The organism is Eikenella halliae (genome assembly GCF_001648475.1).
GTDB classification, from domain to species: Bacteria; Pseudomonadota; Gammaproteobacteria; order Burkholderiales; family Neisseriaceae; genus Eikenella; species Eikenella halliae.
On sequence record NZ_LXSQ01000020.1, the window covers coordinates 191,876 to 209,236 of the forward strand.

Consider the following 17,361-nt stretch of genomic DNA (forward strand, 5'->3'; position numbering starts at 1 on the left):
ATAGCGAAGCAATCATTTTTCCTACCCAGCGAGCCAACGCTATAGGAAGAGCTTCAGCTACCAGAGGCTACCTGAAAGGAGAACCCCCGTGCATTTCGATACCGAAGTCATCCACAGCAGCTACAACCCTGACGAGCACAACCGCGCCATCATGCCGCCGATTTATCAAAACAGCATGTTCGCCATGCACCAAATCGGCGAAAACATCCCCTACCGCTATTCTCGCCTCGCCAACCCCACGCGCAAGGTGCTGGAAGACACCGTGGCCGAATTGGAGCACGGTTGCGCGGGCTTCGCCTTCGGCAGCGGCATGGCCGGCATTGATGCCGTATTCCGCACCATATTGCGCCCTGGCGACACCATCATCGCCGTGGCCGACATCTACGGCGGTGCCTACGACCTGCTCACCGAAGTGTATGCCCAATGGGGCGTAAACGTCGTGTTCGCCGACCTCACGCTACCTGAAAACCTCGATAAGCTCCTAACCGAACATAAAGTGAAACTCGTGTGGCTGGAAAGCCCCAGCAACCCGCTGCTGCGGCTGGTGGACATCCCCCTATTGGCGCACAAGGCCAAAGCCGCCGGTGCGGTGGTGGGCATCGACAACACCTTCGCCACCCCCTATCTGCAAAATCCGCTCGACATGGGCTGCGACATCGTGTTCCACTCCGCCACCAAATACCTCTGCGGCCATTCCGACGTGCTGATGGGCATTGTGGTGGCTAAGGAAGAAGCCTTGGCCAAACGCCTACAAAGCACCATGGTGAACACCGGCGGCATTGCTGGGCCGATGGATTGCGCCCTCGTGTTGCGTGGCATCAAAACCCTCTCCGTGCGCATGAAGCAGCATCTGGCCAACGCCGCCGAACTCGCCCGCCGCTTGGAGCAACACCCCGCCGTGGACAAAGTGTTCTATCCCGGCCTGCCCAGCCATGAGCATCACGAATTAGCCAAACGCCAAATGCGCGGCTTCGGCGGCGTGGTGTCGGTATATTTGAAGAAAGACGGCCAAGCCGCTGCCGATTCTGTTATCCGCAATCTCAAACTACTGCACATGGCCGCCAGCCTTGGCGGCGTGGAAAGCCTAGTGAACCATTCCTTCAGCCAGTCGCACAGCGGCATGAGCCCGGCGGTGAAGGAGAAACTCGGCATCCGCGAAGGCCTGCTGCGCTTCTCCGTGGGCATTGAGGATATTGAAGACATTTGGCGCGACATCGATACTGCATTGAACACCACGCTGTAACGCGCCTGCCAGAATGGCAAACAGGCTACCTGAAAATTGTGCTGCATGGCATTTCAGGTAGCCTTTTATCTGCCGCCACATTCCCCGAAGCCAGCCCAATCCGCTACAATACGCCCTTTCCCAATAGCGGATTCACTTAAAGTTTTGCCACGGTGTTGATCCGCTTGGTATCGAAAGTTTGCTAATCCGCTATCTATCTCATTCCGAAAGCCAATATCATGACCATCAAAACCCGTTTCGCCCCCAGCCCCACCGGCTACCTGCACATTGGCGGCGTGCGCACCGCGCTGTATTCATGGGCGTTTGCCAAGCACCACGGCGGCGAATTCCTGCTGCGCATCGAAGACACCGATTTGGAACGCTCCACCCAAGAATCCGTGGACATCATCTTGCAGGGCATGGACTGGGTTGGCCTGCACGCCGACAACCGCAGCAACATCGTGTACCAATCCAAAAACTTCCCGCGCTACAAAGCCCTCATCCAACAACTGCTGGACGAAGGCCACGCCTACCACTGCTATTGCAGCAAAGAAGAATTGGAAGAAATGCGCGAAAAAGCCGAGCGCGAAGGCACGGCCACATACGACCGCCGCTGGCGGCCGGAAACCGGCAAAACGCTGCCCCCAATCCCCGACGGCGTAGAACCCGTCGTCCGCTTCAAAATGCCGATTGAAGGCGTTACCCGCTGGAACGATTTGGTGAAAGGCGAAATCAGCATTCCTAACGCAGCGCTGGACGACCTCATCATCGCCCGCGCCGACGGCACGCCCACCTACAACTTCTGCGTGGTGGTGGACGACATGGACATGGGCATCACCCATGTGATTCGCGGCGACGACCACGTAAACAACACACCCAAACAAATCAACATTTTCAAAGCCCTCGGTGCCACCCTGCCCGAATACGCCCACCTGCCGATGATTCTGAACGAGCAGGGCAAAAAAATCTCCAAACGCAGCGGCGACACCGTAGCGGTTACCGAATACGAAGACATGGGCATCCTGCCCGAAGCCCTGCTGAACTACCTCGCCCGCTTGGGCTGGGCGCACGGCGACGACGAATTCTTTACCATGCCGCAGTTTGTGCAATGGTTTGATTTGGAACACGTTTCCGCCAGCCCCAGCCGCATGGATGGCAAAAAACTGATGTGGATTAACACCGAACACATCAAAGCCGCCGACAACGCCGAACTGGCCAAACTGGTGCTGCCGCGCCTGGAAAAACAAGGTATTGCCGTTTCAGGCAGCCTGCAACTGGAAGACGTGCTGGCATTGGTGAAAGACCGCGCCCACGATTTGAACGCGCTGGCTGCCGAATGCGCCTACTTCTACCGCAAAGCCGTGCCGCCGGAAGCCGACGTCGCCAAACACTGGGACGCGGAAGCCCCCGCGCGGATGCAGCGTTTCGCCGCCAAACTGGCCGAGCTGCCCGAACAGGATTGGACGGCGGAAAACATCCACGCCCTGTTCGCCCCGTTCTGCGAAGCCGAAGGCATCAAAATGGGCAAACTGGGCATGCCGTTGCGGCTGGCGGTGTGCGGTACGGCCAAAACGCCGAGCGTGGATGCCGTGCTGGCCTTGATGGGCAAAGAAGAAGTGTTGCGCCGTATCCGCGAATCGGCTTAAACCGCGAAAGGCTACCTGAAAGCAGCTACCCTGTTTCAGGTAGCCTCCATCACATCATGAACCAACTCATCCTCGATTTTCCCGCTGCCCCGCCGAGTTTCGACACCTTTTTAGGCCAAGGCAACCGCGAGCTGTTGCAAGTGTTGCGCGGGCAGCGCGAGCCCTTTGTGTATGTGTGGGGGCCGGCCGGGGCGGGCAAAAGCCATTTGCTCCAGGCCTGGGCGGCGCAGGCCGAAGCGGCCGGATTGAGCGCACGCTACCTGAATGCCGCCAATGAGCCGCTGCACGAAGCACCCGCCGAAGGCTGCCATCTTGCCCTCGACCAAATCGACAGCCTCGATGCCGACGGCCAGGCCGAATTGTTTAATTTCTGCAACCATCTCCGCCAAAGCCGGCAGGGCGCGCTCCTGATTGGCGCCAGCGTGCCGCCGCCGCGCCTATCCGTGCGCGAAGACCTGCGCACCCGCATGGGCTACTGCCTGGTGTATGAAATCAAACCGCTTGGCGACGAAGAAAAAATCGCCGCCCTGGTTGAAGCCGCCCGCCGCCGCCAAATCCGCATTTCGCCCGATATTTTCCGCTACCTGCTGCACCACTGGCGGCGCGACATCGGCAGCCTGATGGCCATGCTCGACGCGCTCGACCGTCACGCCCTCGCCAGCCACCGCCCTATCACGCTGCCCCTGCTCAAACAACTGTTGCAACAGGATATTTAAACCAATGAACCTCGCCATTTTCGACCTCGACCACACCCTCATCAACTGCGATTCCAGCAGCGAATGGAGCAATTTCCTGCACGAAAAAGGCATCTTCAGCGATGCCGATATGCAGCGCCATCAAGCGTTCGACCAAGACTACCGTAAAGGCTGCCTCGATCTCGATGCCTATCTCGCCTTCGTCCTGCGTCCGCTGGCCGAATACAGCCGTGCCGAGCTGGACGAAATGCACCGCGAGTTCATGCAGCGCATCCGCCCGAACATCACCCCAATGGCCAGAATGCTGGTCAACAGCCACCGCGACGCGGGCGACACCCTGCTCATGATTTCCGCCACCAACGAATTCATCATCACCCCTATCGCCCGCGAATTCGGCATTGAAAATATCATCGGCATCAGCCTCGAAACCGATGCCCAAGGCAACTACACCGGCCGACCAATCGGCACGCCCAGCTTCCAAGAGGGCAAAGTAACCCGCCTGCACCAATGGCTGGCCGAACGCGGCCAAAGCCAGGCCGACTACGAAAAAGTTTATTTCTACAGCGATTCCCGCAACGACCTGCCGCTTTTGGAGCAGGTAAACCAGCCCGTAGCCGTTAATCCCGACCCTGTGCTCACCCTCACCGCCGTCCAACACGGCTGGCCGATATTGGATTTTGTGTGACGGCCTTAATGGGCTGAGGGAATGATGCAGTGTATTTTTTCAGGTAGCCTCAAGGAGGCGAAATAATGGAAAATCAAAATTATCTGGCCTGCCGCAAAACGGTGCGGGAATGGGAAGTGAGCAAAGGCTTGCTGAACGGGTGGGCTACTGTGTTTGGCGTATTGGCTTCGCTCACGATTATCGGCCGGACGGCTTTGCTGTTTGGGCAATATCAGACCACGGTATTGTACTCGGGTATCTTGTTGCTGCTTGCGGTGGCGGTATGCCGGCTGATGTGGTGGCGGCGTAAAGGTACCGGGGCACGGGAGTTTGTGCGCTTGGAGGAAGAGGGTATCCGTTATTGTTTATCGGGTGCGGGCGAGGGTTTTGTGGCTTATGAATGGTTGCAATTTGTGAATTTGCGGGGCGGGAATTTCCCTAGCAAATTGTTACTGCAATACCGTATGCCGGAGCAGGCCGGGGGAGTGCCGCAAACACTCAGTTTGAATTTGAATCAGATTAAGCCGTTGTCTGAGGCCGGAAACCGGGTGTGGCTTAATAGCGCGGGGAATGCTTTGGCATTGGCGGAGGAAATCAGAAACCGCTGCCGGCCGGGGCAGCTGTATGGCAAATCAGTGTATTGATTGCCGGTTTGGCACGGTGCTGTATTTTTCAGGTAGCCTTTGCATGGAAAAGGCTACCTGAAAACTTAAATGCTTAAGTGCTTTCTTGCTCCAGCACAAATCTTGCGCCTTGGTCTTGCGCCAAGAGTTCGGCGAGGGTGGGCAGGTTGGCGGCGAGCTGTTCAGCCAGCAGGTAGGGCGGGTTGATAACGAACATGCCGCTGCCGTGCATGCCGAAGCCGTCGCTGCGCGGGGCATGGGCATGCAGTTCGGCTTGCAGCCAATGGGTAACGGGCAGTTTGCGCAGTTCGGCGGGAAGTTGGCGGCTTTCTTCGCGCGAAAGGCAGGGATACCACAGCAAATAGCAGCCGGTGGCGAAGCGGTGCAGGGCGGCCTGCAGGGTTTTGACTACTTGGCGGTAATCTTGTTTTTGCTCGTAGGGCGGGTCGATGAGGGTCAGGGCGCGGCGCGGAGGGGGGGGCAGGAGGGAAATCAGGCCTTGGTAACCGTCGCTTTGTTTGGCGATGATGCGGCGGTCAGCGCGGGTGTTTTCCTGCAGCAGGGCGAAGTCGGCGGGGTGCAGCTCAAACAGGCGCATTTTGTCGCTGTCGCGCAGCAGGCTTTGGGCGAGGCGGGGCGAGCCGCAATAAAAATCGGGCGCGGGCAGGATATGGCTCAGGTGTTGGCGGAATTGCTCCAGTTCGGCAGGCAGGGCGGGCGTGGCGAGCAGGCGGCCGATGCCTTGTTGGTGTTCGCCGGTTTTTTGCGCGGCATCGTCTGCCAGGCGGTATAGGCCGGCGCCGCTGTGGGTATCGATATACCAATAGGGCTTGTCTTTGCGGTTGAAATAGTCGAGGGTGAGAAACAGGATGAAATGTTTGAGCATGTCGGCATGGTTGCCGGCATGGAAGGCGTGGCGGTAGCTGAGCATGAGATGGCGCTGAGTTGGAAAAGGCGGCATTTTATAGCGGGTAGGGCGGCTTTCGCTACTTTGGCTGGATATTGCAGATAAAAAAAGGTGTGGCAGTCGGCCACACCTAAACACACACACATCAAGAGGAAAATGAATCCAATGTTGCAAGAAACAGGAGCATCTCTATTTCAACCAACCAGCTTTGTTTGACAGCTGGCACTAAATCCTTTCAACTTGGAGGGAATTATAAAGATAATATCGGGAAGAAATATTGACCAAAATCAAATGAACGACAATTCGTAGCCCGAAAGTTTGGCAATTTATGCGTAAAAGAGGCTCTGTTAGCAAATTATCGGTGCACTTTAGCTTTTCAGGTAGCCTCGAATAGCTCAAACGGGCTGCCACAGGGTGGCCTGGCGTGCTAAAATATCTGTATATTAACAAGATGCCGTGCAACAGAACAGTTAGCGGGCAGGGGAATGCCCCTTGCCAACCGGCCTGAACTTAGGGAGGAGCGGAATGCGGCTTCGCCGCAATAGCCGCTAAAAGAAAGATTTAAATACGGTTGGAACGAATGATTAAATTTGCACTCGGGCGCAAAGCGGCCAAGTTGGTGAAAACAAAGCGGACGGAACAGGATAATCTGCCTGATGCCGAAGCCTACTACCGCCGTGCCCAACAGCTGCTGGAAGCAGAAGACACCCGTGAAAAAGCCGTGGCCGATATGCTCCAGGCCGCCGAAAAGGGGCACCAGCAGGCGCAATACGAGCTGGGCGAATGGAACCGCCAAGGCCAAAATGTGCCGCAAAATTATGCCACCGCATTATATTGGCTGGAGCGTGCCGCTGCTTCAGGCTACCTGAAAGCCGCCTACAGCCTGGCTTTGATGCAGGCCAACGGCGAAGGCATGCAGCAAGACGTATTGGCCGCCAGCCAAGTGATGCAGCACCTGGCTGCGCAAAAATTCCCGCCGGCCATCGTGTGGCTGATGGAAAACGCGGCCGCCCACGGCCAGCATCAAAAAGCCTTTGCCTGGGCTTCCCATGCCGCCGCGCTGGGCGAACCGCAGGCCCAATACCACATGGCCTATGCCCTCTTGCACGGATTGGGCACCAAAACCGACGTGCGCCAAGGCATCAGTTGGCTCAAACGCGCCGCTGAACAGGACTACGGCGATGCGCAATGGCAGCTCGCCCGCCTGTATGAAACCGGCCGCTTCGGCAGCATGGACAAAGCCAAAGCCCTGCATTGGTACGAACGAGTGGCCGCCAAAGGCGTGGTGGCTGCCCAAAGCAAGGCCGGGCACATGCGGCTCAACGGTATCGGTTGCGCAGCCGACCCCAAAGCCGCCGTACAATGGATTATCCAAGCCGCCAACGCCAACGATTCCGAAGCACTGAACCTGTTGGCCAAACAGCTGCTCACTGGGCAGGGCATCCAGCAGAATTTCGAAGCCGCCGTGCGCTGCCTGGAGCAGGCCGTACGCCTGGGCAATGCCGACGCCATGTATCAAATGGGCGATGTGTACCGCTACGGCTTGGGCGTATCCAAAGACGACAAACTGGCGCGGCAATGGTATGAACAGGCCGTGCTCAACGGGCACGAAGAGGCCAAAGAAAAACTGGCCGAGCCGGTGAAACCCCAGCGCCGCGCATCCGACCCCGTGTGCCACCTGCCCGACCCGGAAGAACAGCTGGCCGAAGAACACTACCGCCAGGCCTTCATCTGCCATTTCGGCCTCAACGGCGTCACCCAAGACATCGGCCAAGCCTTCTCGCTCTACAAAGCCGCCGCCGAATACGGCTTGCCGCGCGCCCAAACCAACCTCGGTATGATGTTTTTCCTCGGCGAATTTGTGGGCAAAGACTACGAAAAAGCCGCGGCCTGGTTTAAAAAAGCCGCCCTCCGGCACGACCCCGTAGCGCATTACAACCTCGCCTGCCTCTACTACCACGGCTGGGGCGTGCGCGCCAACGCTGGCGAAGCAATTTCCCACCTCAAGGCTGCCATCGCCCAAGGTCATAAAAATGAAGGCGAGTGGCAGAAACTCTTAGAGCAATGGCAGGAAGAATTGGCTTAGGGTAGGGCAGCCTGAAATCGGAAGGCTACCTGAAGAATGGCAAACGGTTTTCAGGTAGCCTCTATATGCAGGTGAGGGCTAAACGCAACGCCCGCCTTAAAACATTCTGTTGGTAAACACCGCCTGCCTGTACTTTAAACCCGCCGCCTCCGCCCTTATTTGCCGCATAGAATTTACCCAAGGCCGACTTGCCCGCAAACCCCGCTTTGCGCCACAATAAGCCCATCCCGCATAACACAGAAAAAGGAATAAACCATGTCTGATATTGATCACAGCGATCCCATTATCTTCACTGAAAGCTGCTGCAATAAGGTAGCCGAGCTGATTGCCGAAGAGAACAACCCCGATTTGAAACTGCGCGTGTTCGTGAACGGCGGAGGCTGCTCCGGCTTCCAATACGGCTTCACTTTCGATGAAATCGTGAACGACGACGACTTCCAAATCGAAAAAAGCGGCCTTGTTTTCCTAATCGACCCGATGAGCTACCAATACCTGCTCGGCGCGGAAATCGACTACACCGAAGGCCTGCAAGGCTCGCAATTCGTTATCCGAAGCAACCCGAATGCCGTAACCACTTGCGGCTGCGGTTCTTCATTCTCGGTTTGATTGATTCGCTCACATGAATAAAAGGCTACCTGAAAGTTTCAGGTAGCCTTTTAAACAAGAATGCTACGGCGTTAGCTTGCCTTGCCGTATTATAGTGAATTAAATTTAAACCAGTACAGTGTTGCCTTGCCTTGCCGTACTATCTGTACTGTCTGCGGCTCGTCGCCTTGTCCTGATTTTTGTTAATTCACTATACTCATACTACCCACGATCCCCGCTTTATCTTTAATCCGCCATATTATTGAATGGCATAAAAAAAGCCGACTGTTTCCAGTCGGCCGGTTTTATTTCAAGCAGCAATCTAAGCATATTTGCTTATGCGCCGTATACCGGATATTGGTCGCACAAGGCTTTCACTTCACCAGCCACGCGTGCCAGGTTGGCTTCGTCTTCGGGTTTGTCCAGCACGTCGGCCACCAGATTCGCCAGTTTGCGGGAGGCAGCTTCGTCGAAGCCGCGGGTGGTGATGGCGGCGGTGCCCACGCGGATGCCGGAGGTAACAAAGGGTTTTTCCGGGTCGTTCGGGATGGCGTTTTTGTTGATGGTAATCAACGCTTTGCCCAGTGCGGATTCAGCGGCTTTGCCGGTGATGTGTTTCGGGCGCAGGTCCACCAGGAAAACGTGGCTTTCGGTGCGGCCGGAAATGATGCGCAGGCCGCGTTTTACCAATTCTTCCGCCATCGCCGCCGCATTGATTTTCACCTGTTTGGCGTATTGCTTGAATTCGGGCGACAGGGCTTCTTTGAAGGCCACGGCTTTGGCGGCAATCACGTGCATCAGCGGGCCGCCTTGCAGGCTGGGGAAAATAGCGGAATTGAGCGCTTTTTCGTGGGTGTTGTCGCGGCACAGAATCACGCCGCCGCGCGGGCCGCGCAGGGTTTTGTGGGTGGTGGTGGTAACGAAGTCGGCATGCGGCACGGGGTTGGGGTATTCGCCGGCGGCAATCAGGCCGGCATAGTGTGCCATATCCACAAACAGGTACGCGCCTACTTTATCGGCGATTTCGCGGAATTTCGCCCAGTCGATTTCCAAGGCGTAGGCGGAGGCACCGGCCACAATCATTTGGGGTTTATGTTCAAGCGCGAGGCGTTCCACTTCGGCGTAGTCGAGCACTTCGTTTTCGTCCAGGCCGTAGGTAACGGCGTTGTAGAGCTTGCCGGAAATGTTTACCGATGCGCCGTGGGTGAGGTGGCCGCCGTGGGCGAGGCTCATGCCGAGGATGGTATCGCCGGGTTTCAATACGGAAGCATACACGGCTTGGTTGGCCTGCGAGCCGGAGTGGGGCTGTACGTTGGCATAGGCGGCGCCGAACAGTTTTTTCACGCGTTCGAGGGCAAGCTCTTCGGCCACGTCCACGTGTTCGCAGCCGCCGTAGTAGCGTTTGCCGGGGTAGCCTTCGGCGTATTTGTTGGTGAGCTGGCTGCCCTGGGCTTCCATCACGGCGCAGCTGACGTAGTTTTCAGAGGCGATCAGCTCAACATGGTCTTGCTGGCGCTGTTCCTCTGCGGCAATGGCGGCGGCAAGTTCGGGATCGTATTTGGCGATGGTAAGGCTGTGGGAAAACATGGTTTGGGTCTCCTTTGACAGACAATGGATGGATGCTGGCAGACAGCGTAGGATAAGCTGAACAAAAAACCGATCTTGCCCACAACTGCGCCATTCATACTGCCGACAGTTGGCTGGGAAAGGGAGAAGTTTGTTTAACTCATGCTAAGCGGTATTGTAGCCGAATTCCGTGCTGATAGCGAAAGCCCTTTGCTTCCTTCTTCGGCGGCAAGCCTCACCGTATAGCCCAACCTGTTTTGAGGCTTGTCGCTTGCCATGAAGAAAAGTGCTTCCGTTGTACTGTATGCGTGTTGGTAAGGAAGGCTACCTGAAGGCAGATTTTTCCTATTTCAGGTAGCCTTCCGAAAAGCAAAGGCTACCTGAAAAGTTGTTTAGCCTGCATTTATTCGAACTACCAGCTAGCCAAATACTGGCGGCTATAATAAAGATATCTTGCTAAAGGCTATCATGAATAGAATGAACACGCACAATCTGGGCGGATACGTGCGCTACAAACTTTAGTTCGCATAATGTATATTATGTGAAATTATATATGCGGTAATCAACTGAATAGCTGTTTGAGGTCTTGTGTAAACAAATGTACCTTTCACCGTTATATAGACAAAAGGCTACCTGAATCCCTTTCAGGTAGCCTTTCTTGCCAAACCGTCAAACAGTTTCGCTGCCACCAACAGTTAAGCCGGCATCGATGCGCAGTGTGGGCTGCCCCACGCCCACAGGCACGCTCTGACCTTCTTTACCGCACACGCCGATGCCGCTGTCGAGCGCCATGTCGTTGCCGATCATGCTCACGTGTTTGAGTACTTCTGGCCCGCTACCGATGATGGTAGCGCCTTTCACGGGGTATTGCAGCTTGCCGTTTTCCACCCACCACGCTTCGGAGGCGCTGAATACGAATTTGCCACTGGTGATGTCCACCTGCCCGCCGCCGAAGTTCACGGCATACAGGCCTTTTTCGATTGAGGCGATGATTTCTTCCGGCTCGCGGTTGCCGTTTTGCATAAAAGTGTTGGTCATGCGCGGCATGGGTGCGGCAGCGTAGCTTTCGCGGCGGCCGTTGCCGGTTACCGCCATGCCCATCAGCCGGGCGTTGGTTTCGTCTTGCAGGTAGCCGGCCAAGATGCCGTCTTCAATCAGCACAGTTTGTCGGGTGGCGTTGCCTTCATCGTCCAGATTGAGCGAGCCGCGCCGCAGCTCGATATTGCCTTGGTCCACCACGGTTACGCCTTTGGCTGCCACGCGTTCGCCCAAACGGCCGGCAAACGCGCTGGTACCTTTGCGGTTGAAATCGCCTTCCAGCCCGTGCCCCACGGCTTCGTGCAGCAGCACGCCCGGCCAACCGCTGCCGAGCACCACAGTCATGCTGCCGGCGGGCGCGGGGCGCGACTCCAAGTTGACCAAAGCCTGTTTTACCGCCGCCTCCACATAACTGCGCAGCCGCTCTTCATTGAAATAATCCAGCCCGTGCCGTCCGCCGCCGCCAAAGCTGCCCACTTCGCGCCGCTCGCCCTGCTTGGCGACTACGGTGATGCTCAGGCGCACCAGCGGGCGGATATCGGCGGCAGTGATGCCGTCTAACCGCGCCAGATAGATTAAATCGTGTTCGCAAGTCAGCCCGGCCATCACTTGCACGATGCGCGGGTCGGCAGCTTTGGCCAGCTGCTCCACACGGTTGAGCAGCGCCACTTTGGCGGCTGAATCTAAGCCGGGAATCGGGTTATCCGGCGTGTAGAGTGCAACCTGCTGGCGGTTGGCTGAAGCAGCCAGCTTAACCTGCCGCTCCTGCCCTGCCACACCGATGGTACGTACCGCTTCTGCTGCTTGCCGCAGTACGGCCGGGCTTAGGCTGTCGGCATAGGCAAACGCCGTTTTCTCGCCCGACACCGCCCGCACGCCCACGCCTTGATCAATCTGAAAACTTCCGGATTTCACCATGCCCTCTTCCAAGTGCCAGCTCTCATAAGCGGTGCGCTGACAGTAAATGTCGGCATAGTCCACTTGATGGGCGGAAATGGCAGATAAAGCACGGGCGATTTCGTCGGTGCCCAGTTGGTTGGCGTGCAGCAGTTGTGCGGAAACGGTGGAGTGCGCGGTGTTCATGGCGTTAAAGGATTGAAAACGAAAGTCGGACGGCATTATATAACGGCTGGGCAGTTGCTCGTATTGCCAGTTGCTAGGATTGTGAAAATAAATCGCACCCAGGCATATTGATAAAAATATTTTCCATTTAAATATTGATAACAATTATCGTTTGTGTATAATAGCCACAACCCCTTTCTTATGGGGCATAGCTGAAAAAGCTATATCTACCCAATTCCACAGGAGTGCGCCTAGCGAAACCAATTGCTTAACATCCCAATACTCAAAACCGAAAAGTTGAAGCCCGCTGCCGAAAACAGCGGGTTTCGGCTGTTTGCAGCACACGCAAAACAGCGCCGGATTTACTCTGGCACCTTAAATTAAGCTATAATATCCCGCTTTTGGGCGCAGGCTACCTGAAAACCAAACAGCCTGCACACAGACAACTTCCCCGAGGACAAGAAAAATGGGCTTTTTGCAAGGCAAAAAAATCCTGATTACCGGCATGATTTCCGAGCGTTCCATTGCCTACGGCATCGCCAAAGCCTGCCGCGAACAAGGCGCTGAGTTGGCATTCACCTATGTGGTAGACAAATTGGAAGAACGCGTGCGCAAAATGGCGGCCGACTTCGGCTCCGATTTGGTATTCCGCTGCGATGTGCAAAATGATGCTGAAATTGCACAAGTATTTGCCGACTTGGGCAAAAAATGGGATGGCCTTGACGGCCTGGTGCACGCCATCGCTTTCGCGCCCAAAGAAGCCCTCAGCGGCGACTTCTTAGACAGCATCAGCCGAGAAGCCTTTGAAATTTCACACGATGTCTCCGCCTACAGCCTGCCCGCGCTGGCCAAAGCCGCCCGCCCGATGATGCGCAATCGCAACAGCGCCATCCTCGCGCTCACTTATCTGGGCGCCGTGCGCGCCATCCCCAACTACAACGTAATGGGCATGGCCAAAGCCAGTTTGGAAGCCGCTATTCGCTTCACTGCCGCTTGCGTTGGCCCCGAAGGCATCCGCTGCAACGGCATCTCCGCCGGTCCGATTAAAACCTTGGCTGCCGCCGGCATTGCCGATTTCGGCCGCCTGCTCAACCACGTTGCTTCGCAAAACCCGCTGCGCCGCAACGTAACCATCGAAGAAGTGGGCAACACCGCCGCCTTCCTGCTGTCCGACCTCTCCTCCGGCATCACCGGCGAAATCACCTACGTGGACGGCGGCTACAGCATCAACGCCCTAAGCGGCACCGGCGTCTAATTTACTGTCCGTTTTAGCCCGTTAAGGGCACACAGGCTACCTGAAAACAATTTTAACGAAAGTAAAAATCCGTTTTCAGGTAGCCTCTTGCTTGCCCCGCACCAAGACAGTGCCCCGTTTTGGTGTTATCCTTGCGCTTTCCTAATATCACGCATTTTGGTTGTTGCATGAAAAAACTCCTTTGGCTGTTCTCCGGCCTCATCCTGCTGCTGGCCGCCCTATTCCTCGGCGCGCCCTACTATCTCGGCATCAAAGCCGAACAAAGCCTGAACAAACAGCATGAAATCCTAAGCCACACATCCTTCTTGCAAGTCGAATCCCGCCGCTACGAGCGCGGCTGGTTCAGTTCGCACGAAACCACCGTGGTGCGCTTCAAGCCCACCTTCCTGGCGCAGCTGCAAGACAAACTGCCCGACAACATCAAAACCATCCTCACCCAGCCCATCACACTGGAGAGCAACATCAAACACAGCCTGTTTGCCAACGGCAGCATGCCTGTGCGCGCCGTGGTAGACACCGAATTCGTTTTCCAGCCCGAAAGCCGAGAAATATTGCAACGCTTCTTCGGCAGCCAAGCCCCTGCCAGCCTGCGCAACGTGATCCAACTCAACGGCAACGGCCGCCTCACTTGGCAGGTGCCCACTTTCAAATACCAAGAGCTCTCCGGTATCGCCATCAATTGGCAAGGCCTCGAAGGCAGCACCGACTACACCAAATACTTTACTGAATACCAAAGCAGCCTGAACAACCCCGGCCTCACCATCACCCTGGCCGACAAAGGCAGCGTTTCCTACAAAAACCTCCAGCTGCACACCGAAACCCGCGAAGGCAGCCACAACCTTGCCCTGGGCAACAGCAAGCTTACTCTCGGCCAAGTGGAAGTGGAATGGAAAGACAGCATCAACTACGACATCCGCCTCAACGATGTGCTGAACATGGTGTCCGACCTGCAAATCGGCAGCTTCATCAACCCCTACGGCCAAGTGCCGCCCGCCAAAATCACCCTCAACGACCTGCAAATCGAAACCCGCATGGATCAAGACGGCCGTTGGGTGAACACCGAAGGCAAATTCGGCTTTGCCAAGCTCAACTACGGCAGCGACAACTACGGCCCGCTGGTCATCCACGTGAGCGCCGAACACCTCGATGCCGAAAGCCTCGCCGCGCTCAAAACCCGCCGCGACCAGCTCATCACCCAGCGCCTCAGCGACGAGCAAATGCGCGAAGCCCTACTTGCCGCCCTGCGCAACGAAGCCGCCGGCCTGTTTACTAACGATCCCGTTATCCGGCTCAAACAGTTCGACCTCACCACACCGCAAGGCATGATTAGCGGCAACGGCGAACTCAAATTCAGCGGCCTTACCGCTGCCGATTTGAATGATATCGACAACCTGCTCGCCAAAACCGACGCCGATTTCCACATCGCCGCGCCGCAGCAAGTGATCGAACGGCTCACCGCCGCTCAAGCCAAAAACTACATCAGCGTCGATCCATCCCTGCCCGATGCCGACCACGAAATCAAAGAAGCCGTGCGCCTGTGGCTCGACAGCGTGCTCAAAAGCATGGCGCGGCAAGGCTACCTGAAAATCGACGGCAACCAAATCGTGAGCACCCACATCGTCGTGCGCAACAAAACCTTCAGCATGAACGGCAAGCGCATCGAATCGCAAGCCGATGAAAACCTGTTGCCCGACAGCTCCCTGCCCGCCGATTCCAGTGCCCCGGCCACGCCGGCATCCGTACCGGCCGCCGCCTCGGCTGCTTCCACCCCGCCGAAGGGCGCATCTGCCCCCTAGCCCAGCAACAGAAGGCTGCCGTTTCAGGTAGCCTTCTGATTATTTTCCAAGCAAGCGTTGCACAAAATGAGCCAGTCTCCCTACCCGCCCGCCGCCTATCCAGAAAAAGTAGGTACCTACCCTGCCCTCTGCCATTCCGGCGGCGGCTATTTCTACGACGACGTGCTCGAATACCGCGTGTGGTGCCATCCCGAGCGCGGCGCCCCCGATTTATATGAAGGCGACGACTACTTCCATGCCTTCGCCACCCATGCCGAAGCCCTCGCCTTTGCCAAAGGGCAGCCCGGCAGCGAAGCCCCGCTCGTCCTCGTTCGCCAACAAGAATACATCGACGAACCCCAGCCCGGCACCTTCATCCGCCGTACCGGCGAACGCATCACCGAATGGCTGCCGGAATGGCTGGAAAACAGCCGGCGTCAGCCCGGCTCAATCGAAGCTTTTCTCGCCTAACAGGCTACCTGAAAGCAAACGAACTGAACGCCAGCAAGACAAACGGCAAGCCCAAGCAAATTTCGCTAAAATGCAACCGAACACAGCAACTTCAGGTAGCCCCACCTGCTACCCCACCCCAAAAAGGCTACCTGAAAACGAAGCGAAGCGAAGTTTCTGCGAAGCTAAAACGAAGCGAAGCTCCTACAAAGCTAATTGGCAAAACCAAGGCCGTGCCGCCGTAAAAACCAAATAAAACCGCAACCAAATTAACCCACTAAGGCTACCTGAAAACCCCATTCCCCATCATGCTCCACACCGATTCCCTCACCGCCGCCGAACCCGAACGCCTCATCACCGCCCGCCAAATTTCCAGCCAGGAAGAGCAGCTTGAACGCGCCCTGCGCCCCAAAACCCTTGCCGACTACATCGGCCAGGCCAAAACCAAAGAGCAGCTCGGCATCTTCATCCAAGCCGCCAAAAAGCGCGGCGAAGCCCTCGACCACACCCTCCTGTTCGGCCCCCCCGGCCTGGGCAAAACCACCCTCGCCCACATCATCGCCAAAGAGCTCGGCGTCAACCTGCGCCAAACCAGCGGCCCCGTGCTCGAGCGCGCCGGCGACCTCGCCGCCCTGCTCACCAACCTCGAGCCGTACGACGTGCTCTTTATCGACGAAATCCACCGCCTCAGCCCCGTGGTGGAAGAAATCCTCTACCCCGCCCTCGAAGACTACCAGCTCGACATCATGATCGGCGAAGGCCCTGCCGCCCGCAGCGTGAAAATCGACCTGCCCCCCTTCACCCTCGTCGGCGCCACCACCCGCGCCGGCATGCTCACCAACCCCCTGCGCGACCGCTTCGGCATCGTCTCCCGCCTCGAGTTTTACAGCAGCGCCAACCTCGCCACCATCGTTTCCCGCTCCGCCACCCTGCTGCAAATGAGCCTGGCCGACAACGGCGCACTCGAAATCGCCCGCCGCAGCCGCGGCACCCCGCGCATCGCCAACCGCCTGCTGCGCCGCGTGCGCGACTACGCCGAAGTGAAAAGCAACGGCCGCGTAGATGCCGCCCTGGCCGATGCCGCCCTGCAAATGCTCGATGTGGACAACGAAGGCCTCGACATGATGGACCGCAAATTCCTCGAAGCCGTGCTGCACAAATTTGCCGGCGGCCCCGTCGGCTTGGACAACATCGCCGCCGCCATTGGCGAAAGCCCCGACACCATCGAAGACGTAATCGAGCCCTACCTCATCCAGCAAGGCTTCCTCCAGCGCACCCCGCGCGGCCGCGTCGCCACCGAACGCAGCTATAGCCACTTCGGCCTGCCGTTTCAGCCGTGAGGCTACCTGAAAGCATCGGTATCTTGTTAGCTTCGCAGAAACTCCGCTTTGCTTCGTTTTAGCTTCGCAGAAACTCCGCTTTGCTTCGTTTTCAGGTAGCCTTTCTTGAGCTCTTATCTCCCTCGATAAGCCATTATAGTCAATTAAAATCAAAATAGGACAGTAACGCATCGTCAAATCGGGCGTAATCAGACAATACGGTTCGAAGATACCGCTTAATATTCGCCCACACCTTCTCAATCGGATTGAGCTCAGGTGAATAGGGTGCAAGAGGCAATACCTTATGTCCCAATTTTTCCGCCATTTCCCGTAAGACACCTATACGGTGAAATCGTGCATTATCTAAAATAATCACCGATTTTTGAGTCAATGCGGGCAGTAGGCATTGCTGAAACCACGCTTCAAAAAAGACTCCGGTCATCGTATTTTGATAAACCATCGGAGCAA

The 17,361-nt window shown here is 56.7% G+C and carries 15 protein-coding genes and 1 pseudogene; 12 read left to right on the plus strand and 4 right to left on the minus strand.

All coding sequences use genetic code 11. The annotated features are described in order from the left end of the window. Window positions 1-88: 88 nt before the first annotated feature. The 5 genes from A7Q00_RS08675 to A7Q00_RS08695 all read left to right on the plus strand — a co-directional run bounded on the left by A7Q00_RS08675 (window position 89) and on the right by A7Q00_RS08695 (window position 4,871). Window positions 89-1,243, plus strand: coding sequence for a trans-sulfuration enzyme family protein (locus A7Q00_RS08675; RefSeq protein ID WP_064090149.1), 1,155 nt, complete (start codon window positions 89-91; stop codon window positions 1,241-1,243). Window positions 1,244-1,461: 218 nt separating this feature from the next. Further along, window positions 1,462-2,868, plus strand: coding sequence for a glutamate--tRNA ligase (gltX, locus tag A7Q00_RS08680; RefSeq protein ID WP_064090150.1), 1,407 nt, complete (start codon window positions 1,462-1,464; stop codon window positions 2,866-2,868). A 56-nt stretch (window positions 2,869-2,924) separates the two neighbouring features. Then, complete coding sequence (gene hda, locus A7Q00_RS08685) at window positions 2,925-3,584, plus strand: DnaA regulatory inactivator Hda (RefSeq protein ID WP_064090151.1); 660 nt, start codon at window positions 2,925-2,927, stop codon at window positions 3,582-3,584. A 4-nt stretch (window positions 3,585-3,588) separates the two neighbouring features. Continuing rightward, the gene (locus A7Q00_RS08690) at window positions 3,589-4,248 is read left to right on the plus strand and encodes a histidinol-phosphatase (protein ID WP_064090152.1); all 660 of its coding nucleotides are present in this window, start codon (window positions 3,589-3,591) and stop codon (window positions 4,246-4,248) included. 65 nt (window positions 4,249-4,313) lie between these two features. Further along, on the plus strand, window positions 4,314-4,871 hold the full coding sequence (locus A7Q00_RS08695; protein ID WP_064090153.1) for a hypothetical protein: 558 nt from the start codon (window positions 4,314-4,316) through the stop codon (window positions 4,869-4,871). Window positions 4,872-4,944: 73 nt separating this feature from the next. On the opposite strand, the gene A7Q00_RS08700 is transcribed toward A7Q00_RS08695, so the two are convergent. Next, complete coding sequence (locus tag A7Q00_RS08700) at window positions 4,945-5,781, minus strand: 23S rRNA (adenine(2030)-N(6))-methyltransferase RlmJ (protein WP_064090154.1); 837 nt, start codon at window positions 5,779-5,781, stop codon at window positions 4,945-4,947. 556 nt (window positions 5,782-6,337) lie between these two features. Here A7Q00_RS08700 and A7Q00_RS08705 point away from each other — a divergent pair. Continuing rightward, window positions 6,338-7,843: an SEL1-like repeat protein gene (locus A7Q00_RS08705; RefSeq protein ID WP_064090155.1), complete on the plus strand. Its 1,506-nt coding sequence runs from the start codon at window positions 6,338-6,340 to the stop codon at window positions 7,841-7,843. A gap of 255 nt (window positions 7,844-8,098) precedes the next feature. Beyond that, on the plus strand, window positions 8,099-8,449 hold the full coding sequence (erpA, locus tag A7Q00_RS08710; RefSeq protein WP_003821808.1) for an iron-sulfur cluster insertion protein ErpA: 351 nt from the start codon (window positions 8,099-8,101) through the stop codon (window positions 8,447-8,449). A 315-nt stretch (window positions 8,450-8,764) separates the two neighbouring features. Here erpA and glyA read toward each other — a convergent pair whose 3' ends face one another. Continuing rightward, window positions 8,765-10,015, minus strand: coding sequence for a serine hydroxymethyltransferase (gene glyA / locus A7Q00_RS08715; protein WP_064090156.1), 1,251 nt, complete (start codon window positions 10,013-10,015; stop codon window positions 8,765-8,767). Window positions 10,016-10,663: 648 nt separating this feature from the next. Further along, window positions 10,664-12,115: a metalloprotease TldD gene (gene tldD / locus A7Q00_RS08720; protein WP_064090180.1), complete on the minus strand. Its 1,452-nt coding sequence runs from the start codon at window positions 12,113-12,115 to the stop codon at window positions 10,664-10,666. 445 nt (window positions 12,116-12,560) lie between these two features. On the opposite strand from tldD, the gene fabI reads away from it, so the two are divergent. From fabI to ruvB, 5 genes are all read left to right on the plus strand, one after another. Continuing rightward, a complete protein-coding gene (gene fabI, locus A7Q00_RS08725) occupies window positions 12,561-13,349 on the plus strand; it encodes an enoyl-ACP reductase FabI (RefSeq protein ID WP_064090157.1) in 789 nt (262 codons plus the stop codon). A 167-nt stretch (window positions 13,350-13,516) separates the two neighbouring features. After that, entirely contained in the window at window positions 13,517-15,145 is a 1,629-nt protein-coding gene (locus A7Q00_RS08730; RefSeq protein WP_064090158.1) for a YdgA family protein, read from the plus strand. 66 nt (window positions 15,146-15,211) lie between these two features. Further along, window positions 15,212-15,595, plus strand: a complete 384-nt coding sequence (locus A7Q00_RS08735) for a hypothetical protein (RefSeq protein ID WP_064090159.1) — start codon at window positions 15,212-15,214, stop codon at window positions 15,593-15,595. A gap of 70 nt (window positions 15,596-15,665) precedes the next feature. After that, entirely contained in the window at window positions 15,666-15,830 is a 165-nt protein-coding gene (locus A7Q00_RS13585; protein ID WP_156503786.1) for a hypothetical protein, read from the plus strand. Window positions 15,831-15,882: 52 nt separating this feature from the next. After that, on the plus strand, window positions 15,883-16,914 hold the full coding sequence (ruvB, locus tag A7Q00_RS08740) for a Holliday junction branch migration DNA helicase RuvB (RefSeq protein ID WP_064090160.1): 1,032 nt from the start codon (window positions 15,883-15,885) through the stop codon (window positions 16,912-16,914). A 139-nt stretch (window positions 16,915-17,053) separates the two neighbouring features. On the opposite strand, the pseudogene A7Q00_RS08745 reads toward ruvB, so the two are convergent. After that, a pseudogene (locus tag A7Q00_RS08745) lies at window positions 17,054-17,361 on the minus strand (IS630 family transposase); the annotation flags it as partial.